27 protein-coding genes are annotated in these 25,641 nt (G+C 38.1%); 5 read left to right on the top strand and 22 right to left on the bottom strand.

What is annotated here, in order from left to right:
• Positions 1-178: 178 nt before the first annotated feature.
• Both AC3A54_RS13945 and AC3A54_RS13940 read right to left on the bottom strand, forming a co-directional pair.
• Entirely contained in the window at positions 179-649 is a 471-nt protein-coding gene (locus tag AC3A54_RS13945; protein WP_487654876.1) for a CcdC family protein, read from the bottom strand.
• Positions 650-776: 127 nt separating this feature from the next.
• On the bottom strand, positions 777-1,484 hold the full coding sequence (locus AC3A54_RS13940; RefSeq protein WP_335530803.1) for a cytochrome c biogenesis CcdA family protein: 708 nt from the start codon (positions 1,482-1,484) through the stop codon (positions 777-779).
• A gap of 274 nt (positions 1,485-1,758) precedes the next feature.
• Between AC3A54_RS13940 and AC3A54_RS13935 the strand changes: the two genes are divergently transcribed.
• Positions 1,759-1,935 (top strand): Spo0E family sporulation regulatory protein-aspartic acid phosphatase, encoded by a 177-nt coding sequence (locus AC3A54_RS13935; RefSeq protein ID WP_308080070.1) that lies wholly within the window; start codon positions 1,759-1,761, stop codon positions 1,933-1,935.
• A 72-nt stretch (positions 1,936-2,007) separates the two neighbouring features.
• Here AC3A54_RS13935 and AC3A54_RS13930 read toward each other — a convergent pair whose 3' ends face one another.
• From AC3A54_RS13930 to yneA, 13 genes are all read right to left on the bottom strand, one after another.
• Positions 2,008-3,801, bottom strand: a complete 1,794-nt coding sequence (locus AC3A54_RS13930) for an ABC transporter ATP-binding protein (protein WP_487654875.1) — start codon at positions 3,799-3,801, stop codon at positions 2,008-2,010.
• A gap of 1 nt (position 3,802) precedes the next feature.
• On the bottom strand, positions 3,803-5,554 hold the full coding sequence (locus tag AC3A54_RS13925; protein ID WP_487654874.1) for an ABC transporter transmembrane domain-containing protein: 1,752 nt from the start codon (positions 5,552-5,554) through the stop codon (positions 3,803-3,805).
• A 180-nt stretch (positions 5,555-5,734) separates the two neighbouring features.
• Complete coding sequence (locus AC3A54_RS13920; protein WP_487654873.1) at positions 5,735-6,046, bottom strand: hypothetical protein; 312 nt, start codon at positions 6,044-6,046, stop codon at positions 5,735-5,737.
• Positions 6,047-6,132: 86 nt separating this feature from the next.
• Positions 6,133-6,291, bottom strand: a complete 159-nt coding sequence (locus AC3A54_RS13915) for a hypothetical protein (protein ID WP_335530792.1) — start codon at positions 6,289-6,291, stop codon at positions 6,133-6,135.
• Between the two features lies 1 nt (position 6,292).
• Positions 6,293-7,546, bottom strand: a complete 1,254-nt coding sequence (locus AC3A54_RS13910) for a Ger(x)C family spore germination protein (RefSeq protein ID WP_487654872.1) — start codon at positions 7,544-7,546, stop codon at positions 6,293-6,295.
• The gene (locus tag AC3A54_RS13905; protein ID WP_487654871.1) at positions 7,521-8,633 is read right to left on the bottom strand and encodes a GerAB/ArcD/ProY family transporter; all 1,113 of its coding nucleotides are present in this window, start codon (positions 8,631-8,633) and stop codon (positions 7,521-7,523) included. The genes AC3A54_RS13910 and AC3A54_RS13905 overlap by 26 nt, the downstream gene beginning before the upstream one ends.
• A gap of 3 nt (positions 8,634-8,636) precedes the next feature.
• Complete coding sequence (locus tag AC3A54_RS13900; RefSeq protein WP_487654870.1) at positions 8,637-10,244, bottom strand: spore germination protein; 1,608 nt, start codon at positions 10,242-10,244, stop codon at positions 8,637-8,639.
• A gap of 285 nt (positions 10,245-10,529) precedes the next feature.
• A complete protein-coding gene (locus AC3A54_RS13895) occupies positions 10,530-10,745 on the bottom strand; it encodes a YneF family protein (protein ID WP_307288731.1) in 216 nt (71 codons plus the stop codon).
• A 73-nt stretch (positions 10,746-10,818) separates the two neighbouring features.
• The gene (gene sirA, locus AC3A54_RS13890) at positions 10,819-11,259 is read right to left on the bottom strand and encodes a sporulation inhibitor of replication protein SirA (protein ID WP_308080078.1); all 441 of its coding nucleotides are present in this window, start codon (positions 11,257-11,259) and stop codon (positions 10,819-10,821) included.
• Between the two features lie 230 nt (positions 11,260-11,489).
• The gene (tkt, locus tag AC3A54_RS13885; protein ID WP_487654869.1) at positions 11,490-13,496 is read right to left on the bottom strand and encodes a transketolase; all 2,007 of its coding nucleotides are present in this window, start codon (positions 13,494-13,496) and stop codon (positions 11,490-11,492) included.
• A gap of 176 nt (positions 13,497-13,672) precedes the next feature.
• Positions 13,673-13,903: a DUF896 domain-containing protein gene (locus AC3A54_RS13880; RefSeq protein WP_487654868.1), complete on the bottom strand. Its 231-nt coding sequence runs from the start codon at positions 13,901-13,903 to the stop codon at positions 13,673-13,675.
• A gap of 75 nt (positions 13,904-13,978) precedes the next feature.
• Positions 13,979-14,626, bottom strand: coding sequence for a YneB family resolvase-like protein (locus AC3A54_RS13875; protein WP_487654867.1), 648 nt, complete (start codon positions 14,624-14,626; stop codon positions 13,979-13,981).
• A gap of 18 nt (positions 14,627-14,644) precedes the next feature.
• Positions 14,645-14,971, bottom strand: a complete 327-nt coding sequence (yneA, locus tag AC3A54_RS13870) for a cell division suppressor protein YneA (RefSeq protein ID WP_487654866.1) — start codon at positions 14,969-14,971, stop codon at positions 14,645-14,647.
• A 157-nt stretch (positions 14,972-15,128) separates the two neighbouring features.
• Here yneA and lexA point away from each other — a divergent pair, with 157 nt between their 5' ends.
• Both lexA and AC3A54_RS13860 read left to right on the top strand, forming a co-directional pair.
• Positions 15,129-15,752 (top strand): transcriptional repressor LexA, encoded by a 624-nt coding sequence (gene lexA, locus AC3A54_RS13865; protein ID WP_487654865.1) that lies wholly within the window; start codon positions 15,129-15,131, stop codon positions 15,750-15,752.
• A 391-nt stretch (positions 15,753-16,143) separates the two neighbouring features.
• Positions 16,144-16,428, top strand: a complete 285-nt coding sequence (locus AC3A54_RS13860; protein WP_308080085.1) for a DUF4257 domain-containing protein — start codon at positions 16,144-16,146, stop codon at positions 16,426-16,428.
• A gap of 49 nt (positions 16,429-16,477) precedes the next feature.
• Here the strand turns inward: AC3A54_RS13860 and glnA are convergent, their stop codons facing one another.
• The 4 genes from glnA to hflX form a co-directional block, all read right to left on the bottom strand.
• Positions 16,478-17,812 carry a type I glutamate--ammonia ligase gene (gene glnA / locus AC3A54_RS13855; protein ID WP_308080086.1) on the bottom strand — a complete coding sequence of 445 codons (1,335 nt, stop codon included), beginning with the start codon at positions 17,810-17,812 and terminating at the stop codon, positions 16,478-16,480.
• Between the two features lie 40 nt (positions 17,813-17,852).
• Entirely contained in the window at positions 17,853-18,254 is a 402-nt protein-coding gene (locus tag AC3A54_RS13850) for a MerR family transcriptional regulator (protein WP_487654864.1), read from the bottom strand.
• 135 nt (positions 18,255-18,389) lie between these two features.
• The gene (locus AC3A54_RS13845) at positions 18,390-19,661 is read right to left on the bottom strand and encodes a methionine gamma-lyase family protein (RefSeq protein ID WP_487654863.1); all 1,272 of its coding nucleotides are present in this window, start codon (positions 19,659-19,661) and stop codon (positions 18,390-18,392) included.
• A gap of 14 nt (positions 19,662-19,675) precedes the next feature.
• A complete protein-coding gene (gene hflX / locus AC3A54_RS13840; protein WP_487654862.1) occupies positions 19,676-20,935 on the bottom strand; it encodes a GTPase HflX in 1,260 nt (419 codons plus the stop codon).
• A gap of 209 nt (positions 20,936-21,144) precedes the next feature.
• Here hflX and AC3A54_RS13835 point away from each other — a divergent pair, with 209 nt between their 5' ends.
• A complete protein-coding gene (locus AC3A54_RS13835) occupies positions 21,145-21,750 on the top strand; it encodes a trimeric intracellular cation channel family protein (protein WP_487654861.1) in 606 nt (201 codons plus the stop codon).
• 98 nt (positions 21,751-21,848) lie between these two features.
• Here AC3A54_RS13835 and spoVK read toward each other — a convergent pair whose 3' ends face one another.
• The 3 genes from spoVK to miaA form a co-directional block, all read right to left on the bottom strand.
• The gene (spoVK, locus tag AC3A54_RS13830; RefSeq protein ID WP_487654860.1) at positions 21,849-22,796 is read right to left on the bottom strand and encodes a stage V sporulation protein K; all 948 of its coding nucleotides are present in this window, start codon (positions 22,794-22,796) and stop codon (positions 21,849-21,851) included.
• Between the two features lie 217 nt (positions 22,797-23,013).
• Complete coding sequence (gene hfq, locus AC3A54_RS13825; protein WP_335548922.1) at positions 23,014-23,247, bottom strand: RNA chaperone Hfq; 234 nt, start codon at positions 23,245-23,247, stop codon at positions 23,014-23,016.
• 26 nt (positions 23,248-23,273) lie between these two features.
• The gene (gene miaA, locus AC3A54_RS13820; RefSeq protein ID WP_487654859.1) at positions 23,274-24,230 is read right to left on the bottom strand and encodes a tRNA (adenosine(37)-N6)-dimethylallyltransferase MiaA; all 957 of its coding nucleotides are present in this window, start codon (positions 24,228-24,230) and stop codon (positions 23,274-23,276) included.
• Between the two features lie 304 nt (positions 24,231-24,534).
• On the opposite strand from miaA, the gene mreBH reads away from it, so the two are divergent.
• Positions 24,535-25,542: a rod-share determining protein MreBH gene (mreBH, locus tag AC3A54_RS13815; RefSeq protein ID WP_308080094.1), complete on the top strand. Its 1,008-nt coding sequence runs from the start codon at positions 24,535-24,537 to the stop codon at positions 25,540-25,542.
• Positions 25,543-25,641 lie beyond the last annotated feature (99 nt).

The following is a 25,641-nucleotide window of genomic DNA, read 5'->3' as shown; positions in this document are numbered from 1 at the left end:
ACCGCAACATGCTACTTTCCCCGTAAACGGGCACAATTATATTTTTTATGACCGGCCAGCGCTCCTCCTCACAAAAACGGATACAAAAGTTCCTTAAAAGTATTAGTCCTATGGAAATAAGTACATTTTCAGGGTAGCAAAAAACACTGACCCAAAAGCGGATCAGTGTTTTACTAGTTTAATTTTTCTGTAACCCTTTATATAGTTTCATATAAGATCGATACATCGCGATACGCCAAGGAACAATCATGCTGAACGCTAGCAGAAAGAACATTCCACTTAGCTGGCCGAAATCAATCGTGCTGCTTAAGATCGATTTAGCTACGAGGCGGACGACTAACAAACCGACTAAGATAAAAACAAATGCCTTGGATCGTTTTAAATAAATATCATTGTCACGCACCTCAAATTTTGAGGTCTTGATGAGTAAAATAGAAAAGAGCATCCCGACGATTACGGCCTCTAAAATCTCCATTGGGGTCAAGCGAAATTCTGGCGCTACGTACATCAAGGCCCCGCTGGACATGAAAACAGGCGGTAGAATAATCTTTTTTACATTTGCAGGTTTCTTTGCGGCTTTCATACGAACAAAAAGTACAAAAAAGCCCATAATGACTGCACCGATTGAAGAAACAACAACGTAGTTCATTGGGTTCAATCTTCCTTTATCTAATTATTTACTTACCCATTATATCTTAAATGATAGATAATGAAAAAAATATTTCACTGTATCTGTATCCATTTTTGAACTACATTAGGTAACTTTTACAAATCACTTAGAATCCAGTAAAGCCGCCAAACATTCCTTGGAAAATAATAATAATTTTTGTCATCCAGTCAAAGAAAAGGATTACACCCATGAGAATCATAATATACCCACCGATTTTCACAATCCTGCCGCTGTTTTTGCGAATCCATTGCATCCTTCCAACAAAGAACGATAAAATTAAAAATGGGATGGCAAACCCTAGTGAATAGGCTGTCATATATAAAACACCTGATCCAGGATTCGATCCCGCAAGAAGAATAACAGACGATAGAATGGGACCAGTACAAGGCGTCCATCCAGCTGCAAAAGCCATTCCTATTAAAACCGAACCAATAAACCCAGAAGGTCGATTTTTAAACTCTAACTTCCGGTCTTTCATCAAAAATTCCGGTTTAAACACACCAACAATCATTAGTCCGAATAAGACAATAAAAATTCCGCCAAGCTGACGAATTAAATCTTTGTATTCATAGAAAAAGCGGCCGATAAAAGAAGTCCCGAAACCAATCGCTATGAAAATAGCTGAAAACCCTAAAAGGAAAAATATAGTATGTAGAAGACTTCGCTTTTGAAGCATAGCATTTTCAGTTTTTAATTCCCCAACAGACATGCCCGTGATATAAGACAAAAATGCAGGATAAAGCGGTAAACAGCATGGTGAAATAAAACTCAAAAACCCGGCCCCTAGGGCTATAAATACATTTACATCAGACATATTAACACTCCCACTATAGTCGATACTTCTTCATTCTAACAAATCTTTTCACCAAATGATAATGATTAAACATGAATATTTTGTGTCTCTAAATCCCAACTTCAAAATCTATTCACTTTTTTCCAACTAGCACCTAAAATGTTGGATATTTATTTACAAATCTCTTTGAAGTAATTTACATTATAGGTTATACTAGTAAAACAATGTCATTTTTAGTAGACTTGTATTCAACTACCACAAAAAACTAGGAGTTACTCCGGAAAGGAAATCGGCCGTGATTAAACAAGAATTAATTACCTTAATCGAAAAAAAACGTGCTGAATTAATTCAAGTCGCGATAACGAACGGCTTGTCTTCCTCCGTAGCAATTCGCTATAGTCAGGAACTTGATCATCTTTTAAATGAATATAATAGAGTATATATAAAAAAAGTTCCATCATCGGCTTGCTAGAGACAAGCTCCAACAAAAGAATAGCTCCACTTACAAGAAAAAGCCTGGCAGTCACTCGCCAGGCTTTTTCTATTAATTTACGACATCCTCTAGACGCTCTACTCCCCCATTTTGCAGCAGGAACATCTTGTGATATAAGCCACCCAAAGCTAATAGCTCTTGATGGGTACCACGTTCCACGATTTCCCCCTGATGAAGGACTAGGATTAAATCGGCATCCTGAATGGTTGAAAGTCGGTGGGCAATGGCGATAGTGGTACGACCTTTTCGCATCTTCGCCAAAGCTGTTTGTATGGCTTCTTCTGTTTCCGTATCGATATTAGCTGTTGCTTCATCTAGAACCAATATCTTCGGATTGGCGGCGATGGTCCTGGCAAATGCAATTAACTGCCGTTGCCCGCTTGAGAAAGTAGACCCTCTTTCTACCACTTTATGGCTATATCCATCATCCAGCTTTTCGATAAAGGTATGGGCCTGAACAAACCTTGCCGCTTCTTCAACTTTTTCCTCCGTCATCCCTTCATTATGAAGTCGAATATTATCCTTTACCGTCCCATAAAACAAAAACGGATCCTGTAATACAAGTCCCATCTTCTCCCTTAACTCAGGTTTGGTAAACTCACGAATCGAGGCGCCATCAATCAATATTTCACCACGATCAAATTCATAGAATCGCATCATTAGATTAATGATAGAACTCTTTCCGCTTCCTGTATGCCCAACAAGAGCGACCGTTTCACCTGGATTTGCTGTAAAAGTAATATCCTTTAAGACATCCCTTTTTCCATCATAGGAAAAGCTTAGATTCTTAAACTCTATCTTTCCTTCTTCAATCGATAGAGTCTTCTCTTCCTTCTGGGCAGGAGCTAAATCGTCTTCATCTAATAATTTAAACACTCGTGAACCAGCCACAATGGCTTGTTGATACAAGGAGAGCCTCATCATCATTTGATTAACCGGTTCAAAGAAACGGTCCAAATAATTGATAAACGCATAGATGACCCCAATTTCCACACTATGTTGAAAGGAAGTAAATCCGAAATAGCTTAACACAAGGATTAAGGCAAATGTATAAATCAAATCAATAGCTGGTCGTAATAGCAACCCATCAATCTTAATGTTTTTCATCCCTGCATTGTAATGCTTCTCGTTAATTTCACCGAATTCGTTACGAAGACGTTTTTCCTGACGAAATACCTGGATAATCGACATCCCCTGCAAAGATTCGCTTAACTTAGCATTCAATTGGCTGAGTCGTTCACGCATATCAAGATAAAAACGAGAGCTTAATTTCCTGTATAAGTTCATGACAAATAGTAATATTGGAATAATAATGACACACATTAAGGCAAGTTTTACATTTAAGATAAACATGGCAATAAATATTCCTGTAAGCAAAAATCCACTCTGGATAAAGGTCGCTAGAACAGTAACAAACATATCCTTAATCGCTTCCGTATCATTCGTCACCCTTGAAACAATGCTCCCTGCAGGCGTTCTATCAAAGTATCTTAAGCCAAGTGATTGCACCTTCGAAAACACATCAATGCGAAGCTGCTGGATAATATATAAGGCGATCTCTTGGAATTTTACAAATTGGAAAAATAATAGAATCGCTTTGACCACTTGAATACCCATGTACACTGAACCAAGAACCAGTAATGGTTGATACACAATCTTCCCTGGTGTCAAATAATCATCGATAAAAATCTTCACTAAAATTGGTAGAACAATATCTCCAATGGTGGTTAATAGTAATAAAACAAAAGCAAGACCGATTATTTTTTTATGGGGTTTGGTATAGGATAGAAGGCGAAATAAGATTTTCCTTTGTTCACGTTCTGTTAGCTGTAATTTCTCATCCATTTTAGTGACCTCCATGCTCAACCAGCTCTTCTAGTTGCTGGCGTAAATACATTTCCTTGTACCAACCGTCACTATGCATCAGTTCCTCATGAGTACCTTTTTCAATGATGCTTCCCTCATCCATGACAATAATAAGATTGGCATGTTGAATAGCACTTAAGCGGTGTGAAGTAATAATGGTTGTCTTCCCCTCACGATTCTCTCTTAACGATGTGAGAATCGCTTCCTCTGTTTTTGCATCGACAGCTGAAAGTGAATCGTCAAGCACTAAAACCTCTGGGTTCATTAATAGGGCACGCGCAATCGAAATCCTTTGTTTTTGTCCTCCTGATAGAGACACACCGCGTTCCCCTACAATCGTTTGATACCCTTCCGTAAATTGGAGAATATCTTCATGAATATTGGCCAATTTTGCCGCCCTCATGACTTCTTTCTCTGTTGCTGATGGGTTCGTAAAGGCAATATTTTCTGCAACCGTTGCAGAAAATAGGAAATGATCCTGCGGGACATATCCAATAGCTTCGCGTAAACTTTCCAACTTATAATTTGCTAGCTTTTCTCCACCAAACAGAAGATCACCCTGATAGCCTTCAAACTCTCTAATCAGCAGCTTTAACAATGTCGTTTTACCTGATCCTGTTTTCCCAACGATCCCGAGCGTTTCTCCTGCAGCTAGGGAAATGAAAACATCTTTCAAAATAGGTCTCAATTCCCCAGGATACGTAAATTCATCAATTTTATATTGAATATCCCCATATGGCACTACATCCAATGCTGCTTCCGAATCTGTTATCTCTATCTTTTCATTCAGTAATGCTGCCACACGATCATAGGAAGCACGGCCGCGTTCCACAATGTTAAACAACCAGCCAAACGCAAGCATGGGCCATACCAATAGTCCCAGGTATGTAGTAAAAGAAATTAATTCTCCAATCGTTAACTCTCCATTTAGAACATACTTCGCCCCAAAGGCAATCGAGAGGAAGAAGGAAATACCGACAATAATGCTAATGGTAGGGTCATAGAGTGAATCAATCTTGGCCACAATAATATTCTTTTGCACTACATCTTCAGATTGCTTGCGAAAATCCTCTATATCTTCCTGTTCCTGGCCAAACGTCTTAATAACTTTGATCCCAGTGATGCTTTCCTGTGTTTTATCGTTTAAGGAAGAGAAAGCTTCTTGAGCTTTATAAAAACTTTTATGTAACATCGAACCAAACCAGCTAGTTAACATCACCATGAAGGGCATGGGAAGTAAACAGATTAAGGTTAATTTCCAGCTGATTGTAAAGGCCATTGCAATAATAACGAAGCCTCCCGTTGAAAGAGAATCGACCAAAGTCAGTACCCCCGCTCCTGCCGTTTGCTGGATAGCTGAAAGATCATTCGTTGCATGTGCCATAAGATCACCAATGCGGTTTTTTTGATAAAAAGACGGAGACATTCTGGTAAAATGCTGATACAAACGATTTCTTAAGATTTTACTTAGTTTGACCGCTGAACCGAAAATTCTAATTCTCCAGTAATAACGTAAGACATACATCAAGACCCCTACCGCGATAAGGACCAGCACCCACTGAACAAGGATCCCTTTTGTCATTGTCCCCTCATTGATATGATCAGCTACAATTCCAATAATTTTTGGCGGCACTAATTGAAGTACTGCGACAAGCATTAATAAGATAATTCCTGAGATGTACGATTTCTTCTCTTGTCTAAAAAACCAGCCTAAATTTAAAAATACTTTCATTCAACCGCCCCCAAAACCCTTAAAAGTAAAACACCTTTTATAATAAAAAGTGATATTACGGGAAACGAAGTTTATTCCCGAGGTTTCTATTTTATCAAATATTTATAAAATAATAAACATTTTGGAAATTTGTATTTACCGTAAAAAAAGCAATCCCAAAAGGAATTGCTAAAATAAGAATTATTCTTTTACCCATTTTCTTAACTTTAGATAACTGGTAAATCTGTTGTTGGCATTACATTTTGGACATCGAACGATTACTTCGAGATCAACAATTTGTTGTGTTTCCTTATTAAGGACATTATTTACTACTTTCTTGTTTAAAGGTAATACTTGATCAGTGAATTCACAAAAAGGATACTGTTTTTTTAATTCCTCTAAATCGTTATCTCCTCTTACAATCGCTACATATTGAATATCATTGTCACAAAATAAGCATTCATTTTTACCAACAACCACGTTATCTAAACCTTCAATGACTTTCTGACTCATAGCTGCTCCACCTCCACTCCCTAACTAAATAGTTAGACATGATTGTAGGTGGTTCCTGCTATTTTTTTAAACATTTAGTGAACTTTTTATTTCATTAAAACAAAGTATGGTGCTACTAAAATAAATAATGCAAAGATCATAATTACTATTGAACCGCTTTTGTTCTTATCTTTCCATAAAGAAATGGAAAAAGATCCACTGTATGTTGCCATGATGATAATCATAAACCATAGAGCAATCGTCATCTTAATCCCTCAATTTCTCCAAATTCGGAACCTTCTCTTGTTTACCGAATTCTCCTAAGGTAATTGCCGCCTTAATTTCAACCTGTGCATCCGGATAGACCTTCATCCAATTATACTTCCTATATTCTGGGATTGTTTTAAACTGTTTCCTTACCTCAGCAGACCACGTAAATGGTTCTCCTTTAAACTCGGTTTGAGTTTTATTAACAAAAGCTTCTATTTTTTTTGAAATCACATTTTCTAAGTGTTTTTTTAAGATTTTTTTCTTATCCTCATGTGCTCCATAGTTTACCATGCTAGGGTCAGATAAAATTTCAATGGTTAGTGGTAAAGTAACTTTGATTTTTGGAGGACCATGTTTAATATCAATGGTAATCTCGTTATTTTGTTTCTTGATGACTCGGGCCGCTACTCTTAGTTGTTTATTAAATGGGTCAGGATACGTTGTCAATACGTCGTTTAGTTCAGCTGTATCATCTAAAAGAACGGATATTCTTGTTTCTTGCCCCGTAATTTTCCCAATCATCTTTCCTTCTTTAAATACTGCCGCTCCAATGAATTGTGTTTGATTGGACGTTCCTTCGGTATCTATTTGTCCTGCAAGGTACTCATCTTCATTCCCTCGCTTTCCTCCTTTTTGTAATTTTGTGGTTGCATACATGGCTAGAAATAAATCATCATCATTTTCTGTTACCCTAAAAAATCGATGTAGATCTGAATCCGGAATCAATCCAGTTTCAATTCCTCTTGTTATCATAAATTGAAAATATTTATGTGGTCTTGTTTCCAATTTAGGCTTATTATTGGTAAAAAAAGCTCTGGGATCTTCTTTCGAAACGATTAAATATGCATCCCTCTTGATTTCCCTATCTTTTGTTGCATCGTAAATATACCGAATAAAGTCCTTATCACCTGCTAATTGTTCAGAAACAACAAAGACTCGTAATAGGTCATAGGTAAGTTCCCTTGCAACAATCGCATTAGCTGTATTACGTGCAGTTATAAAGTCATTGGCGGTAATCGTAAGTATTTCTCGTGCAGGTTCTTTTGAACCGGAACCACTTTGCTGACTTCCCACCTCAGGGTTTGCAATTAAAAATGTAATATCAATCTTATTCGATTCGTGGTTCTTAGCCATTCCTAAACCTATAACATAAGCCCTCTCTTCTAACTCCTTTTTATCCCAGCAGCCGCAAAGTAAGAGAATCATACAGATATATACGGTCATCTTAAGCATTATTTTTTTTAGGTTCATTTTTAAAATCACCCTTCAGCTTTGCCATCCCCCAGAGAAGGAGTGGAAATACAATAAATACAGGCGAGAAAAGTTCATATAAAGGGTCTCTTAATTTAAAAATCGTAAACGATGGTGTTTCTGGGATCATCCCCAAGATTAAAAAAACACTCGCTAAAATTGGAATGGCGTATTCAAACTGTTTTATTTTAAATAGATTCCCTAATAGAAGCGCGCTTAAGTATAAATAAATAGAAAACCTCATTAAGCTGGCGACCAGCCAAAACGGGAAAAAGAAGGTATCAAGACTGGTAAGAAAATCGCCAATGGAGATATACCGTATGACTTCATGGAATGGGTAGGTTAACAAACTTGCAGGGCCATAATCAAACATGAATAGATAAAGGACAAATGCAATAGTCATTTCAACCGTTAAAAAAACTAAGGCAAGCCACGAGCCTTTGGAGAAGACTTTTTTTGATGTGAAGAAAGGAAAAATTAATCCCATAAATAAAAAATCACCATAAACTGAGGTTTTAAAAGCACTTTCAGTGAAAACCTTTTTGATACCCGGCCCCCATAATGGAAAAATGGCGAATGTATTAGCATCTTTAAGTGTTAATAATAAGGCTAATAACAGTGTGATTTTCACGTAAGATAGAACAATCCAAGACAATGAAGTCAGATTTTGGATTCCCTTTTTAGCTGTGTAAGCACATGCTACCATTAAAGCAATAAAGATAACTATTGTTGGGGTCTTTACAAAATAAAGAGTGGCAATAATATCTACATAGCTCCTTGTATCAACTGCTATGACTAAGGAACCATAGACCCAAAAGATAAAGGAAAACAGAAACCCAATGTACTTACCAAATAGTAAGATATTTAATTCATGGAGGTTTTTAGATTCATACAGGGATAATACTTTAATTAAGAAAAATAATGGGATGGTTGTGATGATTCCTCCTATTAAAGGTCCCATCCAAGTAGCACTTTTTAAGCTATCGAAGTAAAGAGCAGGGGTGCTATCAGATAGTTTGACCCCAATAATCAATAGCATCGTAGCCACATATTCTCTAATTCCAACAGTGCTAGTCGATTTATTCATAATTTACGTTGTATCTCCCTTTTTTTCTAAATCCTTTGGTTTTAAAAATCCTGGCCTCCATCTTTCATTTTGTAGAATTTTCCTAAATACCGTATCTTGAGAGGCTTTATATCTTGGGGTCATGGGGGCTAAATATGGAACCCCAAAGCTCCTAATAGAAACCATATAAGATAATCCCATTACAAATATGACAACCATACCATATATGCCTAAAATCCCAGCAGCAATAATGAAGATAAACCTTATAATACGAATTGCAAAATTAAAACTGATATCACTGACCGCAAACGATGATAGACCACTTAATGCCACAACAATAATAACAAGAGGACTAATTACATTCGCCTCTACTGCTGCCTGGCCAAGGATGAGCGCACCCACAATTCCAATAGTTGGTCCAATTGGGTTTGGTACCCTCAAACCGGCTTCACGGATTAATTCAAATGCAATTTCCATTATTAAAATCTCAATGAAAGCTGGGAAAGGTACTCTTTCCCTTGTCGATGATATGGCCAGCAACAGATCAGGCGGAATCATCTGCGCATGATAGTTAGTAATGGAAATATAAATAGCAGATGTAAATAAGGCGATAAATATGGCCATTCCCCGTAATGCTCTCGTAAAATTACCAAATAAAAATCGTAAATAATGTTCATCTGGTGTATGAAAAAAAGCCCAAAAGGTGGCAGGTAGGACTAAACATGCTGGAGAGCTATGCATTAGTAAAACGATATATCCATCTTGAATAAATGATGCCGCCCTATCAGGCTTTTCAGTATAAAGTGTGGTTGGGAATATCGACTTTTCCCTATCCTCAATATATTGCTCTAAAATTCCAATATTTTGAATCACATCTACTTCAAATGACTGTAAACTTTTTTTTACACTTTCTAATAATTCTTCATTTACTACATCCTCTAAATAAAGAATATATACCTCATCGTTATTTTTCTTCGAAACGGTGATTGACTCATTTATTAGACTTTCCGTTCTAAACTTTTTACGAATTAATGAGATGTTATCATCAACATTCTCTGTAAAAGCCTCTTTTGGCCCTTTTAAGATTACTTCAGTCTCTGCTCTTTCAATATTTCTGGCTTTAATCTTTGCGGTTTCCATTGAAAAAGCGATGGAACAGTTATCGATAAATAAGACCGAATTCCCTTTATTAACTTCTAAAAGAACTTCCTTAAAGGTAGAGATTTTCTTAATAGATTGGGTTACAATGAGCGTTTCGATTTCTTTATTTCTATCTGTGTTTGTTATTAATGGCTTAATGATTGATCTTTCTATTGTTTCTGCATTAACGATCGGAGTTAAAAATACAATACACGCTTTTGCTCCCGATCCTCCGATTGTTAAGTTTCTGATGCTTATATCCCGATTCTTATGTAATTTATAAATTTTAGCGATTGCTTCGTTGTTTCTGGCAAGCTCTCTAAATATATTGCACTGTTTTAAATGTATAAGTTCATCAGAGTGGACATTTTCTTCTTTACTGTCTTGTTGTTGGGTGATTTGTTTCATTTTGTTCCTAAATTGCTTTAACAGATTAACCACTCCACTACTAGCCTTTTTGTTTTTAAGGTTCTCAAAACAAACTAGTTTCATTCCCTTTTTTTAGAAAATGGCTCTATTAAAATTGCCTGTTGATTTCCGCTCCAGGCTCGAGCGGTTCGTGGGCGTTTCGGCAAGCCTCCTCGGCGCTAGCGCCTGCGGGGTCTCCCCTGAACCGTACTCCCACAGGAGTCTTCGAGCCTTCCGCTCCAATCAACAGGGTATAAAAAACAACACTGTTCTTTAAACACAGCCTAGGAAATAAAAAAAGAGAAACGACTTGTAGGTCGTTTCTCTTAATTAATTTGGTCAATGTATATGATAGATGTGCTTGTCCAATTATTTAGATTGTTGCTTGTTCATAGCTGACATCATTTGGTTGATCTTCTTTTGTGAAGGCTTCATACCCATTTGCATCATCATCATTTTTAACATTTGCTCATTAATTGGCGGATTTTTCTTTAAATAGCTCATCATATACTTCCGAGCAATGAAAAATCCTAGTGCTACACCAGCTACTAATGCTAGTATACCTACTAGAATGTACATACCCATTAAACTTCCTCCTTCATGTTGTCTATCATACAGTGTACTAAATAAAACGAGATAAGACAATATCTCGTTTCAATTAGATAAATTTTCTTTCTTTAATTGGTTTTAACCAGCCATATCGCTGATGTTCAAGGTCAATAGCTAAAAAGGATGATTCACATTTTCTAAGCACTTCAAAAAAAGCTGTTTCCGCTTCATAGCTTCCTTGTGCTTCTACTGTTATCAAGTCCTGAAACACTTCAACCTTTGCCGTACTTAGTTTTCCACTCAATTCAATCGTGTATGCACCATGGTCAGCTTTAAATCCCTTAATTTTTCCAAGCTGCTTCTGGATTAACTGGTGAATCTTTAAGACTTCTACTCTTTTTGTGATATATGAAATTTGTTTTTTAGTTATAAATTTTAGCTCGCCAACTGCATGTTGATGTTCCTGAAAAAGCTGAAAAAATAGTCGCTCTCTTCCGAAGTAATGGGCCGCAAATTCATCTTCTATTAAATATAGCTGATATTTTCTCACTACGGTTCTCTCCTTCGTTAATTCCCCTTTTTTCTATTATAAAAAAACACAAACGAATCATTTGTCTTACTGCGGCAAAAACTTCCACTACTTTTGTCGATTAACAGATTTCTTAACAAATCTACTATGAATTCGATAGAAAATATGAACTTCCCTTCAGAAAAGTATATTTTTTCGAAAAATTGTCACAAAAAAAGGAACAGCTAAAAGCTGTCCCTAACATTTGTTGTTTATTTTTGTAACATTGCCTTCACACGGGCAACAACATTGCTTACTGTAAAGCCGTATTCTTCCATAATCTTTTCACCTGGTGCAGAAGCTCCGAACATATCGATTGCCAGCACATCGCCTTCGTCACCAGTATATTTGTGCCATCCAAAGGATGAACCTACTTCAATACCAAGACGTTTCTTCACGTTCTTTGGAAGAACGGAATCTTTGTATTCCTGAGATTGTTGTTCAAAACGATCCCATGAAGGCATGCTTACTACAGAAACATGAATTCCATCACCAGCTAATGCCTTTTGAGCTTCAACAGCAAGGCTTACTTCAGAACCAGTTGCCAATAATAAAGCATCTGGCGTTTCTCTTTCAGATGGAGAAACAACATAGGCACCTTTAGAAACTCCCTCGTATGCATTTGTATCTGTACCTTTTAATGTAGGCAGATCTTGACGAGTTAGAACAAGTGCAGTTGGCTTATTTGTGGATTCAACAGCCAACTTCCAAGCAGCTGCCGTTTCGTTTCCATCTGCTGGACGAATGATGGATAATCCTGGCATTGCACGTAATGCTGCAAGCTGTTCTACTGGTTCATGAGTTGGTCCATCTTCTCCTACTGCAATACTGTCATGAGTAAATACATAGGTTACAGGTAGACCCATTAATGCAGCTAAACGAATAGCTGGACGTAAGTAATCAGAGAAAACGAAGAATGTTCCACCAAATACTTTTACGCCTCCATGAAGAGTTATACCGTTCATTGCAGCACCCATTGCAAATTCACGGACACCGAACCAGAAATTACGGCCCTCATAGGAACCTGGCATATAATCTTTTGATCCTTTAATCATCGTTTTGTTAGATCCTGCAAGGTCTGCGGAACCACCAATGAAGATAGGAAGGTTTTTCGCAATTGCATTTAATACCTCTCCAGAAGAAGCACGGCTTGCTAAGCTCTTTCCTTCACTGTAGACAGGAACTTCTTTGTCCCAGCCAGCAGGTAGTTCATTGTTTAATGCCTGCTCTAATTGAGTAGCAAGTTCAGGATATTCTTTTTTATACTGTGCAAAAAGATCGTTCCATTCTTTTTCCTTCTTCTCACCTGTTTCAACGATAAGTTTTTGGAAGTTATCATATACTTCCTGTGGAACATGGAAATCTTCTTCGAATGTCCATTTATAAGCTTCTTTGGTAAGCTTTAGCTCATCAGCACCTAGTGGAGATCCGTGAACGCCTGAAGTACCAGCGCGGTTCGGTGAACCGTAACCAATAACTGTTCTAACTTCTATCATAGTTGGACGGTCTAGATCATTTCTAGATTCTTCAAGGGCTTTCGCAATCTCTTCTAAATTATTTCCATCTTCAACACGAAGATATTGCCATCCGTATGAAAGGAAACGATCTTTAACACTTTCAGAGAAAGACTTATCTAAGTCCCCATCCAATGAAATATCGTTTGAATCATATAGAACAACCAAACGACCTAATTTTAAGTGACCAGCAAGAGAGGCAGCCTCAGCTGATACACCTTCCATTAAATCCCCATCACCGCAAATACTATATGTAAAGTGGTTGACTAATTCATAATTTTCTTTATTATAAACACCTGCTACATGGCGCTCCGCCATTGCCATACCCACTGCCATAGCAATTCCTTGGCCAAGTGGACCTGTTGTTGCTTCCACACCTTCAGTATGACCATATTCTGGATGTCCAGGTGTCTTACTACCCCACTGACGGAATTGTTTTAGATCATCCATTGATAAACGGTAACCGGATAAATGAAGCATGCTGTATAACAATGCTGAACCATGACCTGCAGATAAAACAAATCGGTCGCGGTTAAACCATTTAGGGTTTTTTGGGTTATGATTCATGAAACGTGTCCATAATGTATAAGTCATTGGAGCCGCACCCATCGGCATACCAGGATGGCCAGAGTTTGCTTTCTCGATAGCGTCAATGGAAAGCGTTCGGATTGAAGTAACAGATAAATCATCAATAGTGTTAAACATGAATTACATCCTTTCTTAATCACTAGGATACTAAATACATCATTAATATTATATTGCCGATGTTTTTAATTCAACAAAAAGCATTTAAATAAGAGCCAAAAGGCATTTTGTTTCTTATTTTGACACATTAATTGTTTGTATATGTAAAAAGGGAATACAAAATGTATCCCGATTTATTAATGAAGTGTATTTTTCTTTCTATCCTTAATTTTCTCAGGTGTTACATCATTACCTTCCGGGTCGATGAACTTTGTATTTGTTAACGTATCAAGCATACTAGAACGGAAAGTTGCTAAATACTCACTTCGTAGTTTAGATTGCTCTTTTGCTTCTAGTTCCGTTAATCCTGTAGATTTCGATTTTCTGGCCAACTCATTAATCCTAGCCATTTTTTCTTTTGATAGCATTAAGAACCTTCCTTTCAATTAGTCGTCTGACATCTGATTTTACTAAAAATAAGACCTTCTGACAAGGCAAAAGGTCTACTCAACTTGTGATTCTATAAATTCCTGGTATCTCCTATGTATGGTAGCTTTAGAAATAAGACAACCCAAGCCTCTAAGCGTTGCGGCAATTTCTGAAAAAGTCATGTTATTATTTCTCATCCTAACAATTTCTTCAATAGGAACTTCAATTTTATCCCTGCCTGAAGATTCTCCGAGATTTCTTAAGTTATGTTGAGGTTGATATCCTCGTTCAACCGCTCGTTTCATTCCACGCTTAATTTTAACGTTATGAAGCTTTCGTTGATATTCCTCCACCATACTGACAATCTGTAGAACCATTGAGTCAGATTCAGATAATTGTAATTCGCCATTATGGGTTATGCAATAGAGCTTTATGTTTTCCTTTAGGATGCAATGTAGGAGAGCAATCTTTGCATTGCCTCGCCCAAGACGTGTTTCATCCTGAATTAACAAAGCCTGGACATGGTTATCTTTTATTCGATCTAATACCTCTAGTATGCCCTCACGATCAAAATCATAGCCACTAGCTTGTTCTTTAATAATCGTATCAATTTCGAATTGATGTTGTTTTGCCAATTGAATTAATTCTTCTTCCTGACGTTCCAATGAGGTTTCCTGGGTTTCTTTATTTGTGCTAACACGACAATAAACAATTGCTTTCATATATATTACCTAACCTAACTAATTTCCCGGAGCACTTGCTAGTTCCGTTGTGGAGGAAGAATCTTCTCTACTGACAGGGATGATAATCTCTTCACCTGGAAAGATTTGATCATTTACAATTTTGTTATGTTTTTTAACCCATCCTACAAATTCTTTATTCGTTAACGAATGCTGTGAAGAATATTGGTCAGAGATTTCCCATAAGGAATCCCCTTCAGAGATTGTTACCTTTATAAACTGATCCTCTTCATTTGAATGATACTGGAAGGATAGAATGATAGCAATTGAACAGCTTAACAGAATAAGAGTAATGGCATAGGAGTATTGGTTCCATAATTTTTTCATATAATTACACCTCTAATAAGAATATATGTTCTCTTTTGTTATTTTTATTATAGTACGAACGTTTGTTTGTTGTCAACTTCATTTTCGAACTTATGTTTGTATAAAAAAGGCGAACATGCTATAATAAAGACAACATTAACCAGGCGAGGTGCATTTTATGGTAAAAATATCAAAGCGGCAGCAGGATATCTTAGATTTCATTAAAGAAGAGGTTAAGAGTAAAGGTTATCCTCCTTCTGTTAGAGAAATCGGCGAAGCTGTTGGACTTGCATCCAGCTCTACTGTTCACGGTCACTTATCAAGACTTGAAAGCAAAGGTCTTATTAGACGGGATCCGACAAAGCCAAGAGCCATTGAGATATTAGAAGCTGACGAAGCTGCACATATTCCGAGAAATAAAGTTGTCAACGTACCAGTAGTTGGGAAAGTTACTGCAGGCTTACCAATTACAGCAATTGAAAATGTTGAGGAGTACTTCCCGCTTCCAGAAAGCTTGGCACCAGCTGATGAACATGTATTTATGTTAGAAATTATGGGTGAAAGTATGATAGAAGCAGGAATTCTTGACGGAGATTATGTCATTGTAAAACAACAGCCAACAGCTAATAATGGTGATATTGTTGTTGCAATGACAGAGGAAGACGAAGCAACTTGTAAAAGATTTTTTAAAGAAAAGGATTACATCCGTTTGCAGCCAGAAAATTCTACAATGGAACCTATTATTCTACGGAATGTCTCCATTTTAGGAAAAGTAATAGGTGTTTACAGACATATCCACTAAAACAAAAGAGCTGTCACCAACTTGGTGCAGCTCTTTTTGTTTGTCTATGTTAAAGCATATGATATTTGACATGCCTGTTAATTGGAGCGGAAGGCGCGAAGACTCCTGCGGGAGTAGCGGTCACGGGAGACCCCGCAGGAGTGAGCGACGAGGAGGCTCCCGGAACGCCCGCGGAAAGCGAAGCGCCTGGAGCGGAAATCAACAGACAATAGTAACAGGTCCTTACGTTCATATATTGGGAAAAATTTCAATAATATACATTATTATGTTTAATATATTGAAAATTCAGTATATTTACTCATGATATTAGTACAGCACTTTAATATAATAGTAATACACCAAGATTTACCTTAGGTCCAAAAAATAAACGGCTTAAGGAGTGTGAGAAACAGTGTTATGGGACATTATTTTCTCTGTAGCAATTGGTGGATTGGTTGGGGTTGTTGGACATGTTCGGAAACACGGTAAAATCATTATGCCTAGGAAAACAAAAAAGTTCATCTATCTGGGTTTTCTAGAAGAATTGCTTCTAGGCGCGGTCGCCTCTCTTCTCCTCGTTCTATACACAGAACCTAATTCATTGGTAGAAATCATTGTTTTTTCAATCATTGCTGGCATCGGCGGTGATACAGTCCTTAATAGATTTAAAATGTTAAACCAGGAAGGTGAGAAATAAGGATAATAAAAAACCTTAGCAGCCATTAAGGCGCTAAGGTTTTTTATTTTTAGTACATGCTCATGTACTGATCACGTTCCCATTGGTGAACGACTGTACGGAACATATCCCATTCAATTTCTTTTGCTTCTACAAAGTGTTCGAAGATGTGCTCTCCAAGACCAGATACAATTACTTCGTTAGACTTTAATTGGTCTAGTGCTTGAGCTAGTGTTGCTGGAAGATCAATGATACCTTCTTCAATTCTTTCTTCCTTGCTCATAACATAGATGTTACGGTCTACTGGAGCTGGAGGAGTCAATTTATTTTTAATTCCGTCAAGACCAGCTTTTAGAAGCACAGCCATCGCTAGGTATGGGTTTGCTGCTGGGTCAACGCTACGTACTTCTACGCGAGTACTTAATCCACGTGATGCTGGAATACGAATTAATGGTGAACGGTTTCTTGCAGACCACGCTACATAACAAGGTGCTTCGTAACCAGGAACAAGACGCTTATAAGAGTTTACAGTTGGATTAGTTACAGCTGTAAAGCTTGGTGCGTGCTTCAGAATACCCGCAATGAATTGACGAGCTGTATCGCTCATTTCTAGATCACCAGTTGGCTCGTAGAATGCATTTTGACCATTTGTAAATAATGATAAGTTCATGTGCATACCTGATCCATTTACACCGAATAATGGCTTAGGCATGAAAGTCGCGTGTAAACCATGCTTACGTGCAATTGTTTTAACTACAAGCTTGAATGTTTGGATTTGATCACATGCTGTTAATGCATCCGCATATTTAAAGTCGATTTCGTGCTGTCCTGGAGCTACTTCATGGTGTGATGCTTCGATTTCAAAGCCCATTTCTTCTAGCTCAAGAACGATATCACGACGGCAGTTTTCACCTAGATCTGTTGGAGCTAAGTCGAAATAGCCACCTTGGTCGTTTAATTCTAATGTTGGCTCACCATTTTGGTCTAATTTAAATAAGAAGAATTCTGGTTCAGGTCCTAGGTTGAAGTTAGTAAATCCTAACTCTTCCATTTCTTTTAATACTCTTCTTAGGTTATTTCGTGGGTCACCTTCGAATGGTTTTCCTTCTGGAGTATAGATATCACAGATTAAACGAGCTACTTTTCCTTTTTCAGCTGTCCAAGGGAAAACAACCCAAGTGCTTAAATCTGGATATAATAGCATATCAGATTCTTCAATACGTACAAAACCTTCGATAGATGAACCATCAAACATCATTTTGTTATCAAGTGCTTTTTCTAATTGGCTAATTGGAATCTCCACGTTTTTAATGGTTCCAAGAATATCCGTAAATTGAAGACGGATAAATTTCACGTTTTCTTCTTTTGCCAGTCGTTGAATATCTTCTCTTGAATACTTTGCCATTTTAATACCCCCAATTTTTTTAAAAAGAAATTAGTAGATTTTAATGGAAGAACCGAGACATATCGCCATGTCGCAATGTGGATCGATTGTTTCTTCCTGAATGAATAATTTCGTTGCGGAGTAGCTTTCTGAGTTGGTCATCTGTAAGTTCTCGTTTGACTTTTTCAGTTTGCTTTTCTAGTGTTTCTGCTTGCTGCTGTTTAACCGCAAAGAGTTGTTTAATTCCCGCCATATTGACTCCCTGATCAATTAGATCCTTGATTTCTAGAAGCCTATCAATATCGTTAAGGCTAAACAGACGCCTGTTTCCCTCGGTTCTTGCTGGAGAAATCAATTGGTGCTCTTCATAATAGCGGATTTGCCTAGCTGTAAGCTCCGTTAGTTGCATGACAGTTCCGATGGGAAACAGTGGCATGGAACGGCGAATTTCCTTTCCACTCACCAAATTTCTCCTCCCTTTTGTTAAATCATATTGCTATTATATTTCGTGTTAGATTTATTGTCAATCATATGTAAGGTTTTCTTACATGGTTTTTTCAAAATGAAATAGGACAACTAATCGCTGTCCTATTTTCCCCTAACTCAATTCAATTAATCCTTTTTCAATTAAATGGTCAACGGCAAGACACACGGCCATCTTCACGTGGGCATACGTTAATCCCCCTTGAACATATGCCACATACGGTGGTCGGATTGGACCATCTGCTGTTAATTCAATACTGGCGCCTTGGATAAACGTACCCGCTGCCATAATGACATCATCCTCATATCCTGGCATATAACTTGCGTACGGTGTAACATAAGAATTAATTGGCGAAGCAAATTGAATCGCCTGGCAGAAAGCAACCATTTTATCACGATCATCAAACTGAACAGATTGGATTAAGTCTGTCCTGTTCGCATTCCACTTCGGTGAAGAATTCATACCTAACTCCTCTAACATTGCAGCAGTAAAAACCGCGCCTTTCAACGCTTGCCCCACAACATGCGGTGCAAGGAAGAACCCTTGGTACATTTCTTGAAGGCTATAAAGAGAAGCACCGGCCTCAGCACCAATTCCAGGTGAGGTCATCCGATAAGAACATGCCTCCACCCATTGTTTTTTTCCAACAATATAGCCGCCCGTCTTCACAATCCCGCCGCCAGGATTCTTAATGAGAGAGCCCGCCATCAGGTCCGCTCCCACGTGGCAAGGTTCCATTTCCTCCACGAACTCCCCATAACAGTTATCAACAAATACAACGACATCTGGTTTGATTTCTTTTACAAAACGTATCATTCCCCCGATTTCCGCAACCGTAAATGACGGTCTTGTTGCATACCCTTTTGAGCGCTGAATGCCGATCATTTTAGTATTAGGTTTGATTTTATCGGCAATGGCCGTCCAATCCATTCTACCCTCATCAGTAAGTGCCACGCTATCATAGGAAATTCCAAATTCTTTTAATGATCCTACTCCATTTCCGCGAAGCCCAACGATTTCTTCTAACGTATCATATGGTTTGCCGGTTATATAAAGGAGTTCATCGCCTGGACGGAGAACACCAAATAATGCAATCGAAATTGCATGTGTGCCTGAAATAATTTGTGGGCGAACAAGCCCGGCTTCACCGCCAAAAACATCTGCATACACTAATTCCAGGGTATCTCTGCCGATATCATCATATCCATAACCCGTCGATGGGATAAAATGCGAATCGCCGACCCGATGTTTTTGGAAGCTTCTTAATACAGCAAATTGATTCGTTTCAATTCGTTCATCAATTTGTTTATGCACCTCAGCAATTTGTTGTTCCACTCTTTTAACAATCGGCTGAAGCTTTTCCCCACTATTTAACTGTTGAAACATGTTGTTACTCCTATCTATTGTTGAAATTTCTGCAACTGTCCGGTGATTTGATGGTCCTGAAGTGAATACCCTTTGCAGCGGTACAATTGGTTTTCTTCATTAAAGGATAGCTCCCTTAAAATCGTCTCATTTTTCAATTGAGAAAGCAGCTTCCCTTCTGTTGAAGGTACCTCCACCTCGTATGGTTCCATTCGTTCCACCACCATCTTCTCAATTCTCTCTTTTAAGTGCTGACGATCTTCTTGATTAAAAGCACTTATAAAAGCTGTCGGTGTATTGGCCGTTGGAACGAAGTCGGAATGTTGAATATCCTTTTTATTATAAACGGTCAATTGCGGGATATCTTTGATATCTAAATCATCTAGCAGTTTCTTAACTGTTTTTTCATGCTGAAAATAATCTGGATTGGACATATCAACCACATGGAGAAGCAGGTCTGCTTCCTTTACTTCTTCTAGAGTGGAACGGAATGCCGCGATAAGGGTGGTTGGCAGATCCTGAATAAATCCAACCGTATCCGTAATTAAAGCTAAGAACCCACTTGGTAAAATTAATTTTCTAGTCATTGGATCAAGCGTAGCAAATAATTGATTCTCCTCGTACGACTCCGCCTCTGACAAGCGATTAAACAATGTTGATTTTCCCGCATTGGTATAGCCGACAATCGCCACCTGGAAGGTTTTATTCTTCTTTCTTCTTTCACGGTACCGGTCGCGGTGCTGAACGATGACAGAAAGCTGACCTTTGATATCGTCAATTCTTCTGCGAATATGACGTCGGTCTGATTCTAGTTTTGTTTCACCGGGTCCTCTTGTTCCAATCCCTGCACCCAACCGTGATAATGCCGTTCCTTGACCTGCTAGACGCGGAAGAAGGTACTGCAGCTGGGCAAGTTCTACTTGTAATTTCCCTTCTTTGGAACGAGCCCGTTGTGCAAAGATATCTAAAATGAGCTGTGTTCGATCAATAATTCGAGCTTCTATTTCTGCACCGAGGTTTCTTTTTTGACTCGGTGATAGTTCATCATTAAAGATCACTACATCTGCTTCAAGTTCCTCAACTAATGCATTAAGTTCTTCTACTTTTCCTTTGCCAATATATGTAGCCGAATGAACGCGGTCCCGTTTTTGAACAACTGAGACGAGCACTTCACCTTGAGCAGTTTCCGTTAATGCCGCTAGTTCTTCTATAGAATATTGAAATCGTGAATCCTCGTCTTTATTTGTTTGACAGCCAACGAGAATCACTTTTTCCTTTGTTTCCTTTTGTTCCACAAGGCATCCTTCCTTCCTTAAAAGGCTCTACCATTCATCATAACAAAAAACGCTTGCATACTCTAATTTTCCCTTTTGTTTACGATATTAAAAAACTTGTTGTAATTTTCTATTATCATGATAAAATTTTAATGTTTGCTTTTCACTTTATTATACTATTATCATGATGATTTTCTTAAAAATAGACATCGAGGAGAAATCGAAGCACAATGACATGGGAAGTTTTGAGTATGATCGGCACAATTGCCTTCGCCATTAGTGGAGCCATTGTGGCCATGGAAGAGGAATACGACATTTTAGGCGTTTATATTTTAGGAATTGTTACCGCTTTCGGAGGAGGGGCCATTCGAAATCTGTTAATTGGCGTTCCCGTATCCGCTTTATGGGAACAAGGTTTATTTTTTCAAATTGCTTTGCTATCCATTACCGCGGTCTTCTTATTTCCAAGCAATTTACTTAGGCATTGGCAAAAATGGGGAAACTTTTTCGATGCCATCGGTCTATCCGCCTTTGCTATTCAAGGGGCCATCTATGCTGCAAAAATGAATCATCCGCTTAGCGCCGTAATTGTCGCTGCTGTATTAACCGGTATTGGTGGCGGAATTATCCGTGATTTATTGGCAGGTAGAAAACCGATTGTTCTTCGGTCAGAAATTTATGCGGTTTGGGCGATCCTTGCAGGACTTATCATTGGCCTTAAATTAGCAGTGGATTCATGGGAACTGTATTCGTTATTTGGTCTTGTTACCATTTTGAGAGTACTCTCCTACACCTTCGATTGGAAACTTCCCTCAAAGAATCTTGGGACGCACTAAAAATAGAAAAGCGCAAGCGCCTTGATCAGACCCGAGGGGCTAGGCGCTGGAGCTGGACATAAATAAATCGACGGATTCAACATTCCGCCGATTTTTTATTAATCTTCATCAAACACCAGATCATTACTTCTAAGAGTCATTAATTCATGCCTGTCATAACTATTTAGCATTAACAACCTCATCGCTTGTGCCCGTACAGATTTCTCTATGACATTACGAACATATCTCCCATTTGAAAAACTATTGGGGTTTAGGACAGACTTTACCCAAATAAGATGATCCCTTAATTTTTTCTCGGCCTCATGACTTAGATTGTATTCCCTTTCTTCTAACATTCTTCCTGCAATTTCCATCAATTGGTTGATATTGTAGTCCGGGAAATCAATTACTAAAGGAAAACGAGAGTGAAGACCAGGGTTGAGTGTCAAAAAGTAATCCATTTCTCTGGAATATCCGGCAAGAATAAGGATAAACTCATGCTGTTTATCCTCCATATGCTTTACTAGCGTATCGATGGCTTCCTTTCCGAAATCCTTTTCCCCCCCACGCCCTAAGGAATAGGCTTCATCAATAAACAAAATCCCACCTTGTGCCTTCTTAATTAAATCTCTTGTCTTTTGAGCTGTATGCCCGATATACTCTCCTACAAGGTCCGCTCTTTCCGCCTCGATTAAATGGCCCTTTGTAAGAACAGACATTTTTTGAAATAGCTTTCCAATCAGCCTCGCAACGGTTGTTTTTCCGGTTCCCGGATTCCCTTTGAACATCATATGAAGAGCTTGTTTTCTAGCCTTCAGCCCCATTTCTTCCCGTTTCTTGTTCACATAAATCCACGCATAAATTTCTTTTATCATTCGCTTCATTTCTTCCATACCAACCAAAGCCACTAGCTCCTCTTCTATTTCCTTTAAAGCCGTGTGCTCAGGGGGAATGATCTTTGGAACAACTTGGAATTCTGGCGCCTCTTTTGTTAACGTTTTTTTCTTTTGTGAATTGAGGACAACGCTTATTTGGCCGTTACTTTTCATGCGAAATGGTTGATCCAAAGCTTTCACCTCTCATTCTGCAGACAGTATACTTAAAGTAGCTATGACTACTTTGAATTTATTTGTCATAAATTCGGATCACTTTATCTACAAAGGAAAGCATAATCCTTCATTTCTATGTGTATTCACGACCTATCGCTTTCATTAAAAAAGTTTTCTCTTTATCCCTGAAAAAACAAAAAGAGCCCGTATATGGACTCTATTTTGAGAAAATAAGTTATTGTTGGCTTTCCAAATCCAACTGTACATTTCTTTGTGGCGCAAAAGTGGAAATTGCATGCTTAAATACTAACTGCTGCTTACCTTCTGATTCAAACAAAACGGTAAAATTATCAAAGCCCTTAATTTGTCCTCTTAATTGAAACCCATTTAATAAAAACACCGTAACATGCATATTGTCCTTACGGCATTGATTTAAAAATTGGTCTTGAATATTGATTGTTGTTTTCATTTGTATATCCTCCTCTTTTATCTCTACTAATATGTATTCGATTTTACTTGTAGCTTTCCTTCAACATATTGTGAAATTTCGGCTATTTTTTTTGAGAAATTATTCACATTACTCATATCAAACCATTCTACCTTCATTTTGTTACGAAACCAAGTCAATTGCCTTTTCGCATATCTTCGGGAATTTTGCTTTAAATTTTCTACCGCTTCATTGAGTGTGACTTTTCCATCAAGATATTCATAAATTTCTTTGTAACCAATGGCTTGGATGGATTGACACTCACGCAGCCCCTGTTGATATAAGGCTTTTACTTCCGGTAGGAGACCTTCATCCATCATCATATCTACCCGTAAATTTATGCGTTCATACAGCTGGTCCCGATCCATGGTTAAGCCCACTATTGCTGTATTGTACAACAAATCTGGTTGCTGATGACTTTGGTATTCTTGCATCGTCTTCCCGGTCAGGTGATAAATTTCCAGCGCTCGAATGACCCGTCTTACATTATTGGGATGGATTTGCGCAGCACTTCCGGGATCTATCTCCTTCAATTCTTCGTGAAGTGCTTCATTTCCTAATTCTTTGACTCTTTCCTCCAACTGTAGACGATAGGATTCATCTCCCGAAACATCGGAAAATTGATAATCATAGATGACCGACTGAATGTATAAGCCGGTTCCTCCAACAATAATCGGAAGTTTCCCCTTTTTAGCAATCTCAGCTATTTTAGCCCTAACCAGTTCTTGAAATTCAGCAACGGAAAAACTTTCAAAGGGCTCCTTAATATCAATAAGATGGTGTGGAATGTCTTCCATTTCCTCTTTTGTTATTTTTGCAGTCCCAACGTCCATTCCACGATAGATTTGCATCGAATCCCCACTGATAATTTCACCATTATACCGTTTCGCCATTTCAATACTCAACTTTGTTTTCCCTACAGCAGTTGGACCGATGATTACCAGTACATTTTGTTTCGCATTCAATATTTTCACACTGCCTTATTTCATTTTAAATGAAAACAGGTTTCATTTTTCTGCTTTCACCCTTACATCGTAACACAATTTTAAAAAGCAGTTGAACATCAAATAAGTATTAACAAAAAAAACCTTTTCTATGCGTTTTTGATCATGAAATTATCATATCCAAATTTCTTCCAAAGATGAAAGATACTTCTTGTAACTTTACAAATGGATAACGGTTTATTTACAAACAGCATTTTACCCCCACATTCATGTTAGGCTTAATCGTAGTTTATTATTGAATAAAACTAAGGAATAAGGTGAAAATATGCTTTCTAACTTTGATATAGGTATTGATTTAGGAACAGCTAATATATTGGTTTATAGTAAAAACAAAGGAATTGTACTTAATGAGCCCTCCGTTGTGGCCATAGATACAGAAACGAAAAATGTGGTAGCAGTTGGGCTTGAGGCAAAAGAGATGATAGGTAAGACACCAGAAAAAGTGGTGACCATCCGTCCATTAAAGGATGGCGTTATTGCTGACTTTGATGTCACTACTGACATGCTTAAACATGTGATGCGTAAGGCCACTAAAAAAATGGGCTACGGTTTCCGTAAACCGAATGTAGTGGTTTGTATTCCTTCTGGTTCTACTAGTGTAGAACGTAGAGCGATCCAGGATGCCGTTCGAAATGCTGGAGCCAAGAAAATCTCTCTGATTGAAGAACCTGTTGCGGCAGCGATTGGAGCAGGAATGCCTGTAGATGAACCTGTTGCAAACGTGGTTGTCGATATCGGCGGTGGTAATACTGAGGTTGCCATTATTTCGTTTGGCGGTGTGGTTGCCTGTCATTCGATTAAGGTCGGCGGTGACCGTCTCGATGATGATATTATTCAATTTGTTCGTAAGGAATACAATGTACTAATTGGAGAAAGAACAGCAGAAAGAATTAAAATGGAAATTGGTTATGCCCTCGTTGATCATGAAGAGCGCTTCATGGATATCCGCGGTCGTGACTTGGTGTCGGGTTTACCAAAAACTATTAATCTTTCATCCTATCAGGTTCAAAATGCTCTAAGAGAGGCTCTTCTTCATATTTTAGAAGCAATCCGTGCTACACTTGAAGACTGCCCTGCCGAACTTAGCGGTGATATTGTTGACCGTGGCGTAATTTTAACTGGCGGTGGCTCACTGTTAAATGGTATGGAGGAATGGTTAAGCAAGGAAATCGTTGTTCCTGTACAGCTATCTTCAGATCCACTTGAATGTGTTGTAATTGGAACAGGTAAAGCTCTTCAGTATATGAGCAAGTTGCAAGCAGCGATTAGATAGGCATTTATAGGCAATAGGCTGCGGGACTTGTCCTGCGGTCTATTGTTGTTATTATGGAAATTTAATCCATTTTTTGTAGAAAAACTTGAAATTTTGTAG

The sequence above is a fragment of the Neobacillus sp. Soil_C_43 genome, from assembly GCF_057656715.1.
Note: the sequence above shows the minus strand (reverse complement) of the source record. Positions and strands in the feature narration are given on the sequence as shown.